The sequence below is a fragment of the Ruegeria sp. CRTD044 genome (assembly GCF_059613485.1).
The window spans coordinates 33,533-51,534 of sequence record NZ_JBXWSP010000016.1 but is presented as its reverse complement, the minus strand read 5'-3'; the positions used below and the strand labels follow the sequence as shown (position 1 = coordinate 51,534).

21 protein-coding genes are annotated in these 18,002 nt (G+C 62.8%); 20 read left to right on the top strand and 1 reads right to left on the bottom strand.

The genetic code is table 11. The annotated features are described in order from the left end of the window. Nucleotides 1-17 precede the first annotated feature (17 nt). The gene (locus AC2FNL_RS12620; protein WP_093965074.1) at nt 18-623 is read right to left on the bottom strand and encodes an OmpW/AlkL family protein; all 606 of its coding nucleotides are present in this window, start codon (nt 621-623) and stop codon (nt 18-20) included. A gap of 136 nt (nt 624-759) precedes the next feature. Between AC2FNL_RS12620 and AC2FNL_RS12615 the strand changes: the two genes are divergently transcribed. The 20 genes from AC2FNL_RS12615 to nuoG all read left to right on the top strand — a co-directional run bounded on the left by AC2FNL_RS12615 (nt 760) and on the right by nuoG (nt 17,988). Then, the gene (locus AC2FNL_RS12615; RefSeq protein ID WP_496833859.1) at nt 760-2,292 is read left to right on the top strand and encodes an AMP-binding protein; all 1,533 of its coding nucleotides are present in this window, start codon (nt 760-762) and stop codon (nt 2,290-2,292) included. Further along, the gene (locus AC2FNL_RS12610) at nt 2,282-3,082 is read left to right on the top strand and encodes a hypothetical protein (protein ID WP_496833858.1); all 801 of its coding nucleotides are present in this window, start codon (nt 2,282-2,284) and stop codon (nt 3,080-3,082) included. The genes AC2FNL_RS12615 and AC2FNL_RS12610 overlap by 11 nt, the downstream gene beginning before the upstream one ends. Further along, nucleotides 3,079-4,683, top strand: coding sequence for a carboxyl transferase domain-containing protein (locus AC2FNL_RS12605; protein ID WP_496833857.1), 1,605 nt, complete (start codon nt 3,079-3,081; stop codon nt 4,681-4,683). The genes AC2FNL_RS12610 and AC2FNL_RS12605 overlap by 4 nt, the downstream gene beginning before the upstream one ends. A gap of 13 nt (nt 4,684-4,696) precedes the next feature. Then, entirely contained in the window at nt 4,697-5,113 is a 417-nt protein-coding gene (locus AC2FNL_RS12600; RefSeq protein WP_170508815.1) for an ASCH domain-containing protein, read from the top strand. Between the two features lie 5 nt (nt 5,114-5,118). Beyond that, on the top strand, nt 5,119-7,050 hold the full coding sequence (locus AC2FNL_RS12595) for an acetyl/propionyl/methylcrotonyl-CoA carboxylase subunit alpha (RefSeq protein WP_496833856.1): 1,932 nt from the start codon (nt 5,119-5,121) through the stop codon (nt 7,048-7,050). 57 nt (nt 7,051-7,107) lie between these two features. Further along, complete coding sequence (locus AC2FNL_RS12590; RefSeq protein WP_496833855.1) at nt 7,108-7,962, top strand: hydroxymethylglutaryl-CoA lyase; 855 nt, start codon at nt 7,108-7,110, stop codon at nt 7,960-7,962. Between the two features lie 9 nt (nt 7,963-7,971). Then, nucleotides 7,972-8,760: a crotonase/enoyl-CoA hydratase family protein gene (locus tag AC2FNL_RS12585; protein ID WP_496833854.1), complete on the top strand. Its 789-nt coding sequence runs from the start codon at nt 7,972-7,974 to the stop codon at nt 8,758-8,760. 187 nt (nt 8,761-8,947) lie between these two features. Further along, complete coding sequence (locus tag AC2FNL_RS12580; protein ID WP_093964903.1) at nt 8,948-9,313, top strand: NADH-quinone oxidoreductase subunit A; 366 nt, start codon at nt 8,948-8,950, stop codon at nt 9,311-9,313. After that, a complete protein-coding gene (locus AC2FNL_RS12575) occupies nt 9,304-9,837 on the top strand; it encodes a NuoB/complex I 20 kDa subunit family protein (RefSeq protein ID WP_093964904.1) in 534 nt (177 codons plus the stop codon). Before AC2FNL_RS12580 ends, AC2FNL_RS12575 begins: the two co-directional genes overlap by 10 nt. A gap of 12 nt (nt 9,838-9,849) precedes the next feature. Next, entirely contained in the window at nt 9,850-10,452 is a 603-nt protein-coding gene (locus AC2FNL_RS12570) for an NADH-quinone oxidoreductase subunit C (RefSeq protein ID WP_170340389.1), read from the top strand. Nucleotides 10,453-10,454: 2 nt separating this feature from the next. After that, a complete protein-coding gene (locus AC2FNL_RS12565) occupies nt 10,455-10,628 on the top strand; it encodes a hypothetical protein (RefSeq protein ID WP_010442775.1) in 174 nt (57 codons plus the stop codon). Between the two features lie 7 nt (nt 10,629-10,635). Further along, nucleotides 10,636-10,761, top strand: coding sequence for a hypothetical protein (locus tag AC2FNL_RS12560; protein ID WP_261391884.1), 126 nt, complete (start codon nt 10,636-10,638; stop codon nt 10,759-10,761). After that, nucleotides 10,761-11,984, top strand: a complete 1,224-nt coding sequence (locus AC2FNL_RS12555) for an NADH-quinone oxidoreductase subunit D (RefSeq protein ID WP_170340391.1) — start codon at nt 10,761-10,763, stop codon at nt 11,982-11,984. The genes AC2FNL_RS12560 and AC2FNL_RS12555 overlap by 1 nt, the downstream gene beginning before the upstream one ends. Further along, complete coding sequence (locus AC2FNL_RS12550; protein ID WP_496833853.1) at nt 11,984-13,132, top strand: NADH-quinone oxidoreductase subunit E; 1,149 nt, start codon at nt 11,984-11,986, stop codon at nt 13,130-13,132. The genes AC2FNL_RS12555 and AC2FNL_RS12550 overlap by 1 nt, the downstream gene beginning before the upstream one ends. A gap of 32 nt (nt 13,133-13,164) precedes the next feature. Next, complete coding sequence (locus AC2FNL_RS12545) at nt 13,165-13,386, top strand: DUF5337 domain-containing protein (protein WP_093964908.1); 222 nt, start codon at nt 13,165-13,167, stop codon at nt 13,384-13,386. 12 nt (nt 13,387-13,398) lie between these two features. Next, the gene (nuoF, locus tag AC2FNL_RS12540; RefSeq protein ID WP_093964909.1) at nt 13,399-14,697 is read left to right on the top strand and encodes an NADH-quinone oxidoreductase subunit NuoF; all 1,299 of its coding nucleotides are present in this window, start codon (nt 13,399-13,401) and stop codon (nt 14,695-14,697) included. Between the two features lie 5 nt (nt 14,698-14,702). Beyond that, nucleotides 14,703-15,119 (top strand): MAPEG family protein, encoded by a 417-nt coding sequence (locus AC2FNL_RS12535; RefSeq protein ID WP_496833852.1) that lies wholly within the window; start codon nt 14,703-14,705, stop codon nt 15,117-15,119. Further along, nucleotides 15,119-15,496: a hypothetical protein gene (locus AC2FNL_RS12530; RefSeq protein ID WP_093964911.1), complete on the top strand. Its 378-nt coding sequence runs from the start codon at nt 15,119-15,121 to the stop codon at nt 15,494-15,496. The genes AC2FNL_RS12535 and AC2FNL_RS12530 overlap by 1 nt, the downstream gene beginning before the upstream one ends. Further along, nucleotides 15,493-15,999: a DUF5333 domain-containing protein gene (locus AC2FNL_RS12525; protein ID WP_496833851.1), complete on the top strand. Its 507-nt coding sequence runs from the start codon at nt 15,493-15,495 to the stop codon at nt 15,997-15,999. Before AC2FNL_RS12530 ends, AC2FNL_RS12525 begins: the two co-directional genes overlap by 4 nt. Before the next feature lie 3 nt (nt 16,000-16,002). After that, a complete protein-coding gene (nuoG, locus tag AC2FNL_RS12520) occupies nt 16,003-17,988 on the top strand; it encodes an NADH-quinone oxidoreductase subunit NuoG (protein WP_496833850.1) in 1,986 nt (661 codons plus the stop codon). Nucleotides 17,989-18,002 lie beyond the last annotated feature (14 nt).

The window sequence follows — 18,002 nt, the reverse complement described above, 5'->3', positions numbered from 1 at the left end:
CGTTTCCGATCAAGGGATCAGAAGCGATGGACGTAGGACACGCCAACCAGCCACGGATCGATCTCGGCCTTGCCGATGTCTGCTCCGTTGAGGGTGACGTCCGAGTCGATGTCGAACCAGCGGACGTTCAGGCGAACCGCGCCCTTGTCCGTGACCATGTAGTCCAGACCGGCCTGCAGCGACACGCCGAACGAGTCGTCGACCTTCAGATCGCCCAGCGGCGATTCCTCGTCAAAGAACACGGTGTAGTTCAAACCGGCGCCGACATAGGGTTTCCAAGCGCTGTTGGTTGCAAAGTGGTAGTTCAGCGACAGTGTGGGCGGCAGGTGCTTGACGCTGCCCGCGTCGACGCTTCCGCCCAACGTGATGTCATGGCTGAACGGCGTTGCGGCCAAAAGTTCGATGCCCAGATTATCGCGGATGAAATACTCGGCGGTGAAGATCGGGCGGGTGTCCGAGTCGACGTCGGCGCTGAAGCCGGCGAGGGACCCGTTGTCGGATTTCGGGTCGAGGTAGCCGATACCGACACCAACGGTCCAGTCCCCCTGAGACTGGGCGAATGCGGGGGCCGAAACAGCGGCCAACGCGGTGGAAAGGGTGAGGATGGCGAGTTTGCTGGTCATGTTCTTGCCTTCGGTTTTGTGTGCAAGCCGACCATGCCCGCAGGACGGGGCGCCCACTCTGATCTGCATCAAGTTTCGACGATGTTCGATATTCAACTTGGCGCAGCAACCTGTATAAATATAAGGGAAAAACGCCATGTGTCCCGCTGAGCTCATACCGGGTTTGCGGTCTGGTGGCAGCTGGAACATACCGCCCAGGCTGAACATGGCGCACCAGTGTCTCTCGCGGCCCGCTGAGCAGGTGGCGATACTCGATCTGTCTTCCGCGGCTACGACCGAGATCACTTATGGTGAACTTGAACTAATGACCGACCGGCTGGCGCGCGGGTTGCTGGGCCGCGTGCAACCCGGCGACCGGGTCGGCGTGCTGCTCAGCCAGTCGCCGTGGTGCGCGGCGGCGCATCTGGCCATCTGGAAGATCGGGGCAATCTCGGTGCCGTTGTTCAAGCTGTTCAAGCGCGATGCCCTGGCCTCGCGCATCGGTGATGCGGGGGCCGGGTATGTGCTGACCGACGGCGAGGGCGCCGATATGTTGGGCGATTTGGCGCAGCCGCTGATCGTGTCCGAGCTGGGGGCGGACGGGCCCGCCGTGGATTTTGCTGACACCGGCCCCGAGGATCCGGCGGTGCTGATCTATACCTCGGGCACGACGGGCAAACCCAAAGGCGCGCTGCATGGGCACCGGGTGCTGACCGGGCATCTGCCGGGCGTTTCGATCAGCCACAACCATCTGCGCGCGGGCGACTGCCTGTGGACGCCGGCCGACTGGGCCTGGATCGGCGGGTTGTTCGACGTGCTGATGCCTGGGCTGGCGCTGGGCATCCCGGTCGTCGCCGCGCGGCTCGACAAGTTCACTCCCGAGGCCTGCGCGGATTTGATCGCTCGCGGCGGCGTGCGCAACGTGTTCTTTCCCCCCACGGCGCTGCGGATGCTGAAGGCCTCGGACATGACGATCCCCGGTCTGCGGTCCGTGGCCTCGGGCGGCGAGCCGCTGGGCGCGGAAATGCTGGCGTGGGGAGAGCGGGCCTTTGGCCTGACGATCAACGAATTCTACGGCCAGACCGAATGCAATATGGTCGTCTCGTCCTGTGCCGAGGATTTCGCCGCGCGCCCCGGCTGTATCGGCAAGCCGGTTCCGGGGCACGAGGTCGCGGTGATCGACGCCAAAGGCAACCCGACCGACGCCGAGGGTGACGTGGCCATCCGGCGCGGCTCGGCCTCGATGCTGCTGGAATACTGGAACAACCCGCAGGCCACGGTCGAGAAGTTTCGTGGCGATTGGCTGATCACCGGTGACCGCGGTATGTGGGAGGGCGACTATCTGCGCTTTGTCGGCCGCGAGGATGACGTGATCACCTCGGCCGGGTACCGCATCGGCCCCGCCGAGATCGAGGATTGCCTGCTGACCCATCCGGCGGTGGCCACCGTGGGCGTGGTCGGCAAACCCGACCCGCTGCGGACCGAGATCGTGAAGGCCTACGTGGTGCTGAAACCGGGGTCTGAGACTTCGGAACAAGAGCTGCAGGATTGGGTCAAGGACCGTCTGGCGCATTATTCCTACCCGCGTGAGGTGGCTTTTGTGCAAGACTTGCCTTTGACCGTGACGGGAAAAGTCATTCGCAAGGAATTGAAACGTCGCGCGTCCGAGGAGATATGCCATGGCAGATAAATCCAGCGTCCGGACCGGAATCGAGTTCAGCGCGACCGTCATCGCGGTCATCGGGGCTGTGTGGGCCGGAAAGACCTATTTCGAAACGTGGATGCACGACACGATCGACAAGGCTGTCGAAGAAAAGATCGCCGTCATCGAAAAACTGCAATTGGCCGACCTTCTGGTTTTATACGGCTACCCGGATGAGGCCATCTCGGAATTGCGCAAGATCGCCGATCGGGTCGCGAGGCTGGACGCTGAAGACAAACGCAGGATCGCGTTCTACGACAACTATCTGGATGCGGTGGCCGATTCCGACGGCACCCTGAAATTCGAACCGGAAATCCGGATGCTGCACAGCGTCTTCAGCAACGAGATGCAGACCGACGGCTGGCACGACGAGAAGCTGGCCTATGTCGCAATGTTCCTGCCCGAGGCACAGGCGGATGACGGGTATTTCGACCGTCAGGTCGTGGAGCGGCTCAAGCTTGCGGTCAGCCAATACGAGGCAGATGACGACTATGAGAGCCTCGGGAGCGCCTATCGTAACCTGTCGCTGGCCTATCTGTGCCGGGGTGAACAGGACCAGGCCGTCGAGGCGATGGAAATGGCGGCCGAGATGCAGCCGTTCGAATACTATTTCATGGTTCCGATGTGGGACCTTGAGGATTTCCTCGAAGAGCCGGAAATCAAGAAGCTGGACACCGTCTGTTCCAGCAACGTGTCGCAGGGCTATGCGCGCATCATGCAGAGCTTTGGCGTCAGCGAAAACCCCGTTCGCGAATTTCTGAGAGAGTATACCAGATGAAGCTGCGATCTTCCGCTTTGCCCTCGTCCGATGGCTTCAAGCAAAACCGTGCCGCGCACCTTGAGGCGCTGGCGCAGATCTCTGAGGCCGCCGAGGCCGCGCGCATGGGCGGGGGTGAGAAATCTCGCGAACGCCATGTGTCTCGGGGCAAGATGCTGCCTCGGCGGCGGGTGGCGAACCTGTTGGACCCGGGGTCTCCGTTCCTCGAAATCGGCGCGACGGCGGCGCATGGGATGTATGAGGCCGCGGCCCCTTGTGCCGGCGTGATCGCGGGGATTGGCCGCGTTCAGGGGCAAGAGGTCATGGTGGTCTGCAACGACGCCACCGTGAAGGGCGGCACCTATTATCCGATGACTGTCAAGAAACACCTCCGCGCGCAGGAGATCGCCGAGGAAAACCATCTGCCCTGCATCTATCTGGTCGACAGCGGCGGCGCGAACCTGCCCAACCAGGACGAGGTCTTTCCCGACCGCGACCATTTCGGCCGCATCTTCTACAACCAAGCCCGGATGAGCGCCAAGGGCATTCCGCAGATCGCTGTGGTGATGGGCTCGTGCACCGCTGGCGGCGCATATGTGCCGGCGATGTCCGACGTGACCATCATCGTCAAGGAACAGGGCACGATCTTTCTGGCCGGCCCGCCGCTGGTCAAGGCGGCGACGGGCGAGGTCGTCAGCGCCGAAGATTTGGGCGGCGGCGACGTGCACACCCGCCTGTCCGGCGTGGCTGATTATCTGGCCGAGGACGACGCCCACGCGCTGGCGCTGGCCCGCCGGGCGGTGGGATCGCTCAATCGCCGCAAGCCGCAGACGGTGGATTGGGCCAGCCCCGAAGACCCGGCCTATGACCCCGAGGAAATCCTGGGCGTTGTCCCGGCCGATCTGCGTACCCCTTATGACATCCGCGAGGTGATCGCGCGTCTGGTCGATGGCTCGCGCTTTGACGAGTTCAAGCCTCGGTTCGGTGAGACGCTGGTGACCGGCTTTGCTCATGTCAAAGGCTGCCCCGTCGGCATCATCGCCAACAATGGCGTGCTGTTTTCCGAGGCCGCGCAGAAGGGCGCGCATTTCGTCGAACTGTGCAGCCAGCGCAAGATCCCCTTGGTCTTCCTGCAGAACATCACCGGCTTCATGGTCGGCCGCAAGTACGAGAACGAAGGCATCGCGCGCCATGGCGCCAAGATGGTGACCGCCGTGGCCACCACAAGCGTGCCCAAGATCACCATGCTGGTGGGCGGCTCGTTCGGGGCCGGGAACTATGGCATGGCCGGGCGCGCCTATCAGCCCCGCTTCCTGTGGACGTGGCCAAACAGCCGTATCTCGGTCATGGGCGGCGAGCAGGCCGCCGGTGTTCTGGCGACAGTCAAACGCGACGGGATCGAACGGCAGGGTGGCACATGGTCGGCCGAAGAAGAGGTCGAATTCAAACGCCCGACGCTCGAGATGTTCGAGGAACAGTCGCACCCGCTCTATGCCTCTGCCCGGCTGTGGGATGACGGCATCATCGACCCGCGCAAAAGCCGCGACGTGCTGGCTCTGTCGCTGAGCGCCGCACTGAACGCACCCATCGAGGACACGCGCTTTGGCGTGTTCCGGATGTAGAAGGGGCGGTTCGATGCTGGAGAGCTTGAAAGAAAGATATCCTGGGGCCGAGACCTTTCAGTTTGGCGACAACCGCGCATTGTGCGACGAGTTGCTGGCTCTGGTCCGCTCGGGGCGCAAGACAGCGACATGTGGCGCGTTGCGTGACTTTACGGCGGGTGGCGAGGCAATGCCGCAGGCAGGCCGCCGCGACATCGCTTTGGACTGGGACGGGCAGCCCGCGCTGGTCATCGAAACGGTCGATGTGACGGTCCGGCGCTATTGCGATGTGGACGAGGCATTTGCCTTGGCCGAGGGCGAAAACGACAGCCTGGAAGGCTGGCGCGAGGATCATCGCAGATATTTCGAACGAAACGGCGGCTTCGACCCAAAGATGGAGTTGGTCTGCGAACGGTTTCGCCTTGTGGAAGATCTGGCAGGGAAAGGGTAACGGCCATGTTTGACAAGATCCTGATCGCCAACCGGGGCGAGATTGCCTGCCGGGTCATCGAAACCGCGCACAAGATGGGCGTGGCCTGCGTTGCCGTGTACTCGGATGCGGACGCGTCCGCCAAACATGTGCAGATGGCGGATGAGGCCGTACATATTGGCGGGGCGGCTCCGGCCGACAGCTATCTGAAAGGCGACGTGATCATTCAGGCCGCGCTGGATACCGACGCGCAGGCGATCCACCCCGGCTATGGGTTTCTGTCCGAGAACCCCGATTTCGTCGATGCGGTTCAGGCCGCGGGCCTGACCTTCATCGGCCCCTCGGCGGAGGCGATCCGCAAGATGGGCCTGAAGGATGCCGCCAAGGCGCTGATGGAGCAGGCTGGCGTCCCGGTCGTGCCCGGCTATCACGGCGACAACCAGGACCCTGAGCATCTGGCCGGTGCGGCCGACACGATCGGCTATCCGGTTCTGATCAAGGCGGTGGCCGGCGGTGGTGGCAAGGGGATGCGGCTGGTCGAGAGGCCGGCGGATTTCGCCGCTGCTCTGGACAGCGCCCGGGGCGAGGCCAAGACTGCTTTTGGCAATGATGCCGTTCTGGTCGAGAAATTCGTGGCCAAGCCTCGTCATATCGAGGTTCAGGTTTTTGGTGACGGCACCCATGCCGTGCATCTGTTCGAACGCGACTGCTCGCTGCAGCGCCGCCACCAGAAGGTGATCGAGGAAGCACCGGCCCCCGGCATGACGCCCGAGATGCGCGAAGCGATGGGCCAGGCGGGCGTGCGCGCGGCCGAGGCCATCGGCTACAAGGGCGCAGGCACCGTGGAGTTCATCGTCGATGCCTCGGACGGTCTGCGCCCCGACCGGTTCTGGTTCATGGAGATGAACACCCGCCTGCAGGTCGAACACCCGGTGACCGAGGCCATAACCGGCATCGACCTGGTCGAATGGCAGTTGCGGGTTGCGGCGGGGGAAAGCCTGCCCAAGCGGCAGAGCGAGCTGTCGATCAACGGCCATGCCTTCGAGGCCCGGCTCTATGCCGAGGACGTACCCAAAGGGTTCCTGCCCGCGACGGGCACCCTGACCCATCTGGAGTTTCCGCACGGCTGCCGCGCCGACAGCGGCGTGCGGGCGTGCGACACGATCAGCCCGTGGTATGACCCGATGATCGCCAAGGTGATTGTGCACGGCCCGACTCGCGCGGTGGCGCTGGAACAACTGCACCGCGCGCTGCGCCGGACGCAGGTGGCGGGAACCGTCACCAACCTGTCTTTCCTGGGCGCACTGACCCGGCACGCCGGGTTTGCGGCGGGCGATGTCGATACCGGGCTGATCGGCCGCGATCTGGACGATCTGGTGCGCGAACCCGCCGTCACTCCGGCAATGACCGTTGCGGCGGCGATGGCCGCGACCGGATTGGACAAGCCCACCGAGGACACCGGGTTTACCCTCTGGGCCCCGCTGCACCGGGCGCTTCAGCTGAAGCGCGACGGCGAGGTTCTGGATCTGGACGTCCAGGTCGCAGGGCCGGACCGGCAGGACTGGCAGGTCGGCGGGACCAGCGTGAACGCCGAACGGGTCAACGGCCGCTGGATCATCGACGGCCAGCCGATGCCTCCGGTTGCGATTGCGGGCCACGATGTCACCGTGTTCGACGCCTATGGCGTGAGCTTCGAGATGCTGGACCCGCTGGACCGCGATGTCAGCGCCGCCGGTGACACCAACGTGGTCGAAGCGCCGATGCCCGGGCTGGTCAAGGCGGTGTTCGCCGCGCCAGGTCAGGCGGTGAAGGAAGGCGACCGGCTGGCCATCCTCGAGGCCATGAAGATGGAGCATTCGCTGCTGGCCGCCCGCGACGGTGTCGTGGCCGAGGTTCTGGCCGAGGCCGGATCGCAGGTCGAGGCCGGTGCGGCGCTGGTCCGGCTGGAAAACGATTGAAACCCTGAACGCCCGCCCTGAACGGGGCGGGCCGAGACTGAACAGGAGGGCACCGCGATGGCGGAACGTGTCGAGATTTTCGAAGTGGGGCCACGCGACGGGCTGCAGAACGAAAAGCGCGAAATCCCGGTTTCCGAGAAGATCGCGCTGGTCGACTGCCTCAGCCGGGCGGGGTTCAGCCGGATCGAGGTGGCCAGTTTCGTATCGCCCAAATGGGTGCCGCAAATGGCCGGCAGCGCCGAGGTGCTGGCCGGGATCACCCGCGCCCCCGGCGTGCGCTACGCCGCGCTGACCCCGAACATGCGTGGCTATGAGGACGCGCTGGCCGCCGGGGCGGATGAGATCGCGGTGTTTGCCTCGGCGTCGGAGGGGTTTTCCAAGGCCAACATCAACGCGACCATCGCCGAATCCATCGAGCGGTTCGTCCCGATCCTTGAGGCGGCGCGCCATATCGACCTGCCGGTGCGGGGATACGTCTCTTGCGTGACCGACTGCCCCTATGACGGGCCGATGCCACCCGCTAAGGTGGCCGAGGTGGCCGACCTGCTGTTCTCGCACGGCTGTTACGAGATCTCGCTGGGCGACACGATCGGGCAGGGGACACCCGACAGCATCGCACGAATGCTGCTGGCGGTGCGTGAATACGTGCCCGCGACCCGTCTGGCCGGGCATTTCCACGACACCAACGGGCGGGCGATCGACAATATCGACGCGTCTCTTGCGCTGGGCGTCCGGGTGTTCGACGCCGCCGTGGGCGGATTGGGCGGCTGCCCCTACGCGCCGGGCGCGGCCGGGAATGTGGCCACCGAAGCCGTTGCCGCGCATCTCGAACGGCTGGGCTATGACACCGGACTGGACGCCGCCGTGCTGAACCAAGCGGCGGAAAAGGCCCGCGCGATGCGGGCGGGATAAGAGGCTGATATGTTTGAGACCATCTCGATCTCCACCGACCTGCGCGGGGTTGCCACGCTGACGCTGAACCGGCCGGAAAAACACAACGCGATGTCGGCGCAGATGATCGCCGAACTGACCCGGGCCGCCGCGCAACTGGGGGAAACCAACGACGTGCGTGTCGTAGTTCTGACCGGCGCGGGCAAGAGCTTCTGCGCCGGGGGTGACCTGGGCTGGATGCAGGCTCAAATGGCCGCCGATCCCGAGACCCGCTTTGTCGAGGCACGCAAGCTGGCCGAGATGCTGAACGCCCTAAACACCCTGCCCAAACCTTTGATCGGGGCGCTGCAGGGCAACGCCTTTGGCGGCGGTGTGGGCATGGCCTCGGTCTGCGACGTGGCCGTCGGCGTGGACAGCCTGAAGATGGGGCTGACCGAAACCCGGCTAGGGCTGATCCCGGCCACCATCGGCCCCTATGTCATCGCCCGCATGGGCGAGGCCCGCGCGCGGCGCGTGTTCATGTCGGCCCGTCTGTTCGACGCGGCCGAGGCGGTGGATCTTGGCCTGTTGGCGCGGGCCGTTCCGGCGGATGAGTTGGATGCCGCGATAGAAGCCGAAGTGCAGCCCTATCTGTCCTGTGCGCCGGGCGCCGTGGCCTCGGCCAAGGCGTTGGTTCGGGACCTCGGGCCGCGCATCGACGACGCGGTGATCGACCACACGATCCGGGCGCTGGTCGACCGATGGGAAACGGACGAGGCGAATGAGGGAATCAGCGCTTTCTTCGACAAGCGAAAACCTTCATGGAATAGTAAGGTTTGACCGCCCGCGACCATTTGAAGCCAAGGGCTTGCGCCTAGTGCAGCGCTGGGCGTTGGCAAGCCGAATATTCGGTGCCATGCGCGCTTCTGCTCGGTTGACCCTCTGACCCCGCGCGGATAGAGAATGTCCAGTCAACACGCCAATTGACGGCGCGTCTCGTTCGGGATGCGCAGGAAAGGAGCCACTCGTGGAAGAGCTGTTGCGGGAGTATCTCCCGATCCTGGTGTTTCTGGCCGTCGCCGTGGGCCTTGGAATCGTCCTGATTCTGGCCGCCGTCGTTCTGGCAGTCCGCAATCCCGACCCCGAAAAGGTCAGCGCCTATGAATGCGGGTTCAACGCGTTCGACGATGCGCGGATGAAGTTCGATGTCCGATTCTATCTGGTGTCGATCCTGTTCATCATCTTCGACCTCGAGATTGCGTTCCTGTTTCCCTGGGCCGTGGGCTTCAAGGACATCAGCGATGTCGGCTTCTGGTCGATGATGGTGTTCCTCGGCGTTCTGACCATCGGCTTTGCCTATGAATGGAAGAAGGGGGCCTTGGAATGGGAGTGATGACGGGTGCAAACACCGCTGGCGTCGACAAGGAAGTCGCCACCCAGGCCCTGAACGCCGAGTTGCAGGACAAAGGGTTCCTGCTGACTTCGTCCGAGGACATCATCAACTGGGCGCGCACCGGCTCGCTGCACTGGATGACCTTTGGTCTGGCCTGCTGTGCGGTCGAGATGATGCACACCTCGATGCCGCGTTACGACGCCGAACGCTTCGGCATCGCGCCGCGCGCATCCCCGCGCCAGTCGGACGTGATGATCGTGGCCGGTACGCTGACCAACAAGATGGCCCCGGCGCTACGCAAGGTCTATGACCAGATGCCCGAGCCGCGCTATGTGATTTCGATGGGGTCCTGCGCCAATGGCGGTGGCTACTACCACTATTCCTATTCCGTCGTGCGTGGTTGCGACCGCATCGTTCCGGTGGACATCTATGTGCCCGGCTGCCCGCCGACGGCCGAGGCTCTGCTGTACGGTCTGCTGCAACTGCAGCGCAAGATCCGCCGCACCGGCACCATCGTCCGCTGAGGAGGGACCGAGATGAGCGAAGCACTCAAGGAACTCGGCACGCATATCGAGCTCAAGCGCACGGACTGTGTTCTGTCATGGAGCGTGGCCCATGACGAGCTGACGGTTGATGTTGCGCCCTCGAGCCTGGTGGAATTTGTCGAGTTTCTGAAAACGGATCAGAACTGCAAGTTTTCTACCTTGGTCGACATTACCGGAGTTGACTACCCCGAACGCGCCAAACGGTTCGACGTGGTTTACCACTTTCTTTCGATGTACCAGAACCAGCGCATCCGGATCCGGATCTCGGTGCGCGAGGAAGACATGGTTCCGTCGATCGTCGATGTGCACCCCTCGGCCAACTGGTTCGAGCGTGAAGTGTTCGACATGTTCGGCATCCTGTTCTCGGGCCACCCGGACCTGCGTCGCATTCTGACCGACTATGGCTTTCGCGGCTATCCGTTGCGCAAGGATTTTCCGACCACCGGGTATATCGAAGTCCGCTATGACGAAGCGCAGAAACGGGTCGTGTACGAACCGGTCTCGCTGGTTCAGGAATATCGCCAGTTCGATTTCATGAGCCCGTGGGAAGGTGCGAACTATGTTCTGCCGGGGGATGAAAAACAGGAGACCTGACAATGGGTGGCATCTGGTGGCTGATCCTTTCTGCACTGACCATCATTCCGATGGTGAAGATCTTGCCGTTTTTCGGGATCAACAAATACTGGTGCCTTCTCTGCCTAGTCCCATTCGGCACGATCGCGTTGCTGTGGTGGGTCGGGTTGAAACTGCAGGAACTGGAGCGCCGCTGAGATGGTCATGCTGCTGGGGGAACTTATTGCGTTGGGTGCGCTGGGGGTCCTGCTGGCGGGGGCCGCAGCCAAAGCGCTTGAGGCGGAAAAGGTCCGGGTTCGGGCCGAAGCGAAAAAGAAACGAGGGCGTTGATGGACGGCTCAAGATACGATGACGGCAGCACGGACGCGCTGAGCGGAGAACAGAAGATCCGCAACTTCAACATCAACTTCGGCCCGCAGCACCCTGCGGCGCACGGAGTTTTGCGTCTTGTGCTTGAGCTGGACGGCGAGATCGTCGAGCGTTGCGACCCGCATATCGGCCTGCTGCACCGTGGTACCGAAAAGCTGATGGAAAGCCGGACCTATCTGCAGAACCTGCCGTATTTCGACCGATTGGACTATGTGGCGCCGATGAACCAGGAACATGCCTGGTGCTTGGCCATCGAAAAGCTGACCGGCGTCGAAGTTCCACGCAGGGCCTCGTTGATCCGGGTCCTGTATTCCGAGATTGGGCGCGTTTTGAACCATCTGCTCAACGTGACCACGCAGGCGATGGACGTGGGCGCGCTGACCCCGCCGCTGTGGGGCTTTGAAGAGCGTGAAAAGCTGATGGTGTTTTACGAGCGTGCCTGCGGTGCGCGCCTGCACGCGGCTTATTTCCGCCCCGGCGGTGTGCATCAGGACCTGCCGCCCGAGTTGCTGGACGACATCGAGACCTGGAGCCACGAGTTCCCCGCCGTTCTGGACGACATTGACGGACTGCTGACCGAGAACCGGATCTTCAAACAGCGCAACTGCGACATCGGCGTGGTGACCGAGGAGGATATCCAGCAATACGGCTTCTCGGGCGTGATGGTGCGCGGATCGGGCCTGGCCTGGGACCTGCGTCGCGCGCAACCCTATGAATGCTACGACGAGTTTGAGTTCCAAATCCCCGTCGGCAAGAACGGGGACTGCTATGACCGCTACCTGGTGCGGATGGAAGAGATGCGCCAGTCGGTGTCGATCATCCGTCAGGCCATCGCCAAGCTGCGCGACTGCCCGGGCGACATTCTGGCCCGCGGCAAGATCACGCCGCCGAAACGCTCGGACATGAAGACCTCGATGGAGAGCCTGATCCATCACTTCAAACTGTACACCGAAGGGTTCCACGTTCCGGCGGGCGAAGTCTATGCCGCCGTCGAAGCGCCCAAGGGCGAGTTCGGCGTCTATCTCGTCGCCGACGGCACCAACAAGCCGTACCGCGCCAAGCTGCGTGCGCCCGGTTTCCTGCACCTGCAAGCCATGGACCACGTCGCCAAGGGCCACCAACTGGCCGACGTCGCTGCCATCATTGGCACCATGGACGTCGTATTTGGAGAGATTGACCGCTAATGCTCCGCCGCCTGCACCCTGAACAACCCGAAAGCTTTGCCTTCACACCCGCCAATCTGGACTGGACCAAGGCGCAGATCACCAAGTACCCCGAGGGCCGTCAGGCCAGCGCGGTCATCCCGCTGCTGTGGCGCGCACAAGAGCAGGAGGGTTGGCTGAGCCGTCCAGCGATTGAAACCGTCGCTGACATGCTGGGCATGTCGTACATCCGGGTGCTCGAAGTTGCGTCCTTCTACTTCATGTTCCAGCTGCAACCGGTTGGGTCCGTTGCGCATATTCAGGTCTGTGGCACCACGTCCTGCATGATCTGCGGGGCCGAAGACCTGATCGCGGTCTGCCGCGAAAAGATCGCGCCCAAGCCGCACCAGCTGTCGGCGGACGGCAAGCTGAGCTGGGAAGAGGTCGAGTGCCTGGGCTCCTGCACCAACGCCCCGATGGCACAGATCGGTAAAGACTATTACGAGGACCTGACCGCCGAGAGTTTTGGTCGGATCATTGATGAACTGGCCGCTGGCAAGGTTCCGGTGCCGGGTCCCCAGAATGGGCGCTATGCGGCCGAGCCTCTGGGCGGGGTGACCAACCTGAAGGACTACGAGGGTGGCAAGGCAAAGCACAATGCCAGTGTGCAACTGGCCACGGAACTGGGCGATACCGTCAAGCGCATCGACGGAACCGAGGTTCCGATGCTGACGCCTTGGTTGGGCAAGGATGGCAAGGCCGCCGGCGCGAAAGCCGCGCCCAAGCCGCCGAAGGTGCCAGAGCAGGGCAAACCAGCCGCCCGCCAGGCCGCACCCAAGAAATCCGCCAAGGCCGAGCCATCTTCGCCCGAGGGCGCCGCGGCCAAGCCGGAAACGGCTGAGGCTCAGCCCGAAACGCTGAGCGGCGCGCGCGAGGGCAAGCCCGACGACCTCAAGCTGCTGAAAGGTGTAGGGCCGAAGCTCGAGCAGACGCTGAACGAGCTCGGGTTCTACCACTTCGATCAGATCGCGGCCTGGACGCCGGAACATGTGGCGTGGGTTGATTCCCGGCTGAAGTTCAAGGGCCGGATCGAACGCGATGGCTGGATCGAGCAGGCGGCCAAGCTGGCTGCTGGTGAGGAAACCGAATTTGCCAAACGTGCCAAGCAAGTCGGCACCTACGAAGACTGAGAGACGGTGCCCGATACGGGCATCGGAGTGTGATGGACAAGGACAAGGAACAGGCAATCGCCCGCAAGGGCCGACATATCGGCGTGGTCATCGCGGTGACCATGCTGTTGTGGCTTGCCATGACCCTGTTCATCGGCCCGGCCCTGGAGCTGCCGGGACGCTTTGCGCTGCTGTTCGATTTCGCCGCGATCGCGGCGTTCATCTATGCGGGCGTCAACATATTTCAACTCTGGCGCATGCGTCAGGACAGCTGAAGGTAACACGCGATGCTGAAGGATCAGGACCGGATCTTTACCAACATCTACGGGATGCACGAGCGCACCTTGAAGGGCGCCCAGGCCCGGGGGCATTGGGACGGCACTGCTGGCCTGATGGAAAAGGGTCGCGACTGGATCATCCAGACGATGAAAGACTCAGGCCTGCGCGGGCGTGGCGGTGCGGGCTTCCCGACCGGCCTGAAATGGTCGTTTATGCCGAAGGAAAGCGATGGCCGCCCGTCCTATCTGGTGGTCAACGCCGACGAATCCGAACCGGGCACCTGCAAGGACCGCGAGATCATGCGCCACGATCCGCACACGCTGATCGAAGGCTGCCTGATTGCGTCTTTCGCGATGAATGCGCACACCTGCTACATCTACCTGCGCGGCGAGTACATTCGTGAGCGCGAGGCACTGCAGGCTGCAATCGACGAGGCCTATGATGCGGGCCTGCTGGGCAAGAACGCCGCCGGATCGGGATGGGATTTCGACCTGTTCCTGCACCACGGGGCAGGCGCCTATATCTGTGGCGAGGAAACCGCGCTGATCGAAAGCCTGGAAGGCAAGAAGGGCATGCCGCGCATGAAGCCGCCTTTCCCGGCGGGGGCGGGTCTGTATGGCTGCCCGACCACGGTGAACAACGTGGAATCCATCGCGGTTGTCCCCACGATCCTGCGGCGTGGCGCCGACTGGTTCGCCGGTTTCGGCCGCCAGAACAACGCGGGCACCAAGCTTTTTGCCGTCTCGGGTCACGTCAATACCCCCTGTGTGGTCGAAGAGGCGATGTCGATCAGCTTTGAAGAATTGATCGAGACCCATTGCGGTGGCATCCGCGGCGGGTGGGACAACCTGTTGGCCGTGATCCCCGGTGGCTCGTCCGTGCCTTGCGTGCGCGGCGAGAACATGCGCGACGCGATCATGGATTTCGACTATCTGCGCAACGATTTGGGCTCGGGGCTTGGCACGGCGGCGGTGATCGTAATGGACAAGTCCACCGACATCATCAAGGCCATCTGGCGCCTGTCGAAATTCTACAAGCACGAAAGCTGCGGCCAGTGTACGCCCTGCCGCGAGGGTACGGGCTGGATGATGCGCGTGATGGATCGCCTTGTGCGCGGCGAGGCCGAACTGGAAGAGATCGACATGCTGTTCGAGGTGACCAAGCAGGTCGAAGGCCATACGATCTGTGCGCTGGGTGACGCGGCCGCATGGCCGATCCAAGGCCTTATCCGCAATTTCCGCGAAGAAATCGAAGACCGCATCAAGGCTCAGAAATCGGGCCGTATGGGTGCGATGGCGGCGGAGTGACAACGATGGAAGCCTATGCAGAGTATTCCCACGCGATTGCGTCTTTGGTGATTTTCACACTGGTCGTCTTGTTCCTATCGCCGTTTTCGGCACTGGCGAAACAGGGCAAAGGGCTGGCTCCCGGCGCGACCCCCGACCAGGACTATGCCAACAAGGCCTATCGCCTGAACCGTGCCTACCTGAACGGCACCGAGACTTTGCCCGCGTTTCTGACCGTTACTGTGGCAGCCATTCTGTTGGGCGCCAGCCCGGTCTGGGTGAACTGGCTGGCCGCGATTGCCTTGGTCGCGCGGCTGGTGATGCTTGTCGTACACATTCAGGGCGTTGGCAAACCGCATAGCGGTATTCGTTCAGTCCTGTATGTGGTGGCCTGGGCCTGCATGTTTGTGCTTGGGATACTTGCATTGGTGGCTGCGTTCTGATGGCCGTCACACTAGTTGATATCACCGCGAACCTGCGTCGCCCGGCTGTCGGCGTGCTTGTTCTGCTGATGTTGCTCTCGGCCTGCGGGACGGCGCCAACAAGCGACCGGATCCTGTTTGACGGCAAGTCGTTTCGGGCCAAGGCAAAGCCGGTCGACAAGAAACGGTCGCCTGCGGATTTCACCGTGACGATCAAGGGCGTGTCGGCTTCGCTGGATGGCGCGCGCGAGGCTGGTCGGTACGAGGGCACCCGGTTCTGCATTCAGAATTTCGGTTCCTCCCGCATTGCGTGGAAGGTTGGTCCTGACACCGAACCGCAGAACCTGCGCATCGAGAACGACAGCCTGACATTTGCCGGAGCCTGTCAACGACCATGAGCTGCGCTATTGCATATCCTGCGCTGATCGGGCGGCCGTTATTGCATAACAGCCGTGCCGCGGGACGTCTTGGGCAACCCAAGATGAAAGGATATGTCATGAAATTTGTGAAACTTGCCGCATTTGCCTGTGCGACGGCGTTGCCCGTCTTGGCGGACGCCAAGCCGCCCTTGCGCGAAGTCAAGGAAATCGACAACGAGCTCTACTACATCGCCATCGCAAATGAGATCTCGGAATACTGCCCGTCGATCAGTGGGCGGCGAATGAAGGCAATCGGTGTGATGTGGAGCCTACGGTCCAAGGCCAATAGCCTGGGTTATTCGGACGGTGAGATCCGGGCCTACGTCGAGTCGAATTCCGAAAAGGCGCGGATGCGGGCCAAGGGCGAGAAGTACCTCGCGCAGAACGGCGTGAGCTACGGAAAAGCTGAAACATTCTGTGCCCTGGGGCGCAAGGAAATCGAACGAAACAGCGCCATTGGCGTGTATTTGAGGGCGAACTAGACCATGTCTGACCTCCGCAAGATCGTAATCGACGACAAAGAAATCGAAGTCGATGGCGCGATGACCCTGATCCAGGCCTGCGAGCAGGCCGGGGTCGAGGTGCCGCGGTTCTGCTATCATGAACGCCTGTCGATTGCCGGCAACTGCCGCATGTGCCTGGTCGAGGTCGTGGGCGGGCCGCCGAAGCCGGCCGCTTCGTGCGCGATGCAGGTGCGCGATCTGCGCCCTGGACCGGAAGGCCAGCCGCCGGTGGTCAAGACCAACTCGCCCATGGTCAAGAAGGCCCGGGAAGGGGTCATGGAGTTTCTGCTGATCAACCACCCCTTGGATTGCCCGATCTGCGACCAGGGCGGTGAATGCGATCTGCAGGACCAGGCAATGGCCTACGGTATGTCGGCCAGCCGGTTCAAAGAAGCCAAGCGGGCCGTGGATGATCTGAATCTGGGTCCGCTGGTTGGTACGGCCATGACCCGCTGCATCAGCTGCACCCGCTGTGTGCGTTTCACGACCGAGATCGCGGGTATCGACCAGATGGGCCAGACGGGCCGGGGCGAGGATGCGGAAATTACCTCCTACCTGAACCAGACGCTGGATTCGAACTTGCAGGGCAACATCATTGACCTGTGCCCGGTGGGGGCGCTGACTTCCAAGCCGTATGCCTTTACCGCACGCCCGTGGGAACTGACCAAGACCGAAACCATCGACGTGATGGACGCCTTGGGATCGAACATTCGTGTCGATACCAAGGGCCGCGAAGTGATGCGCATTCTGCCGCGCAACCATGATGGCGTGAACGAAGAGTGGATCTCGGACAAGACGCGTTTCGTCTGGGATGGTCTGCGCCGTCAACGTCTGGACACGCCTTATATTCGCGAAAACGGTCGCCTGCGCGCCGCCAGCTGGCCCGAGGCTTTGGCCACCGCCGCAGCGGCGATGAAGGGCAAGAAGGTTGCAGGCCTGATCGGCGATCTGGTTCCTGTCGAAGCCGCCTTTGCGTTGAAGCAGATGATTGAGGGGTTGGGTGGCACGGTCGAATGCCGAACCGACAATGCCCGCCTGCCTATCGGTAACCGTTCGGGCTATGTCGGCAATGTGACGATCGAGGAGATCGACACGGCGAAAGAGATCATTCTGATCGGCACCAACCCGCGCGACGAGGCTCCAGTGCTGAACGCGCGCATCCGCAAGGCATGGCTGGCCGGCGCCGATGTTAAATTGATCGGCCCGGCCGTTGATCTGACTTATGATTACGAGCATCTTGGCACCGACCGCGATGCGCTGGCCAAGGCCAAGGCAAGCAACGAAGCCGTTGTGGTCGTCGGACAGGGCGCCGTGACCGAGGCAGACGGTCTGGCCGTTTTGGCCGCCGCGCGCGCGCTGTCGGGTCGGCTGCTTGTTCTGCACACTGCGGCGGCCCGCGTCGGTGCGATGGATGTGGATGCAGTGACGGAGGGTGGCCTTGAGGCTGCAATCGACGGCGCCGAGGTGATCTTCAATCTGGGCGCGGACGAAGTCGATATCGATGCGGGGCCGTTCGTCATCTATCAGGGCAGCCACGGTGACCGCGGTGCACATCGCGCCGACGTCATCCTGCCAAGTGCGGCCTATACCGAGGAAAACGGACTCTTCGTCAACACTGAGGGTCGCCCTCAATTGGCGATGCGGGCCGGATTTGCGCCGGGTGAAGCCAAGGAAAACTGGGCGATCCTGCGGGCGCTTTCGGCGGAGTTGGGCGAGAAACTTCCTTATGACACGTTGGCCCAGCTGCGGCAAAAGCTGATCGAAGCAGTGCCGCATCTGGCCGAGATCGACCAAGTGCCCGAGAACGAAGATCAGGCAATCGAGGCCGGACCTTTGGGGCAGGCCGATTTCCGGACCGTGATCAAGGATTTCTATCTGACCAACCCGATCGCACGTGCCTCGCAGTTGATGGCCGAGCTTTCGGCGCTGGCCAAGGCGCGCGGTGACCAAAAGATTGCTGCGGAATGAGGCTTGCGACGACC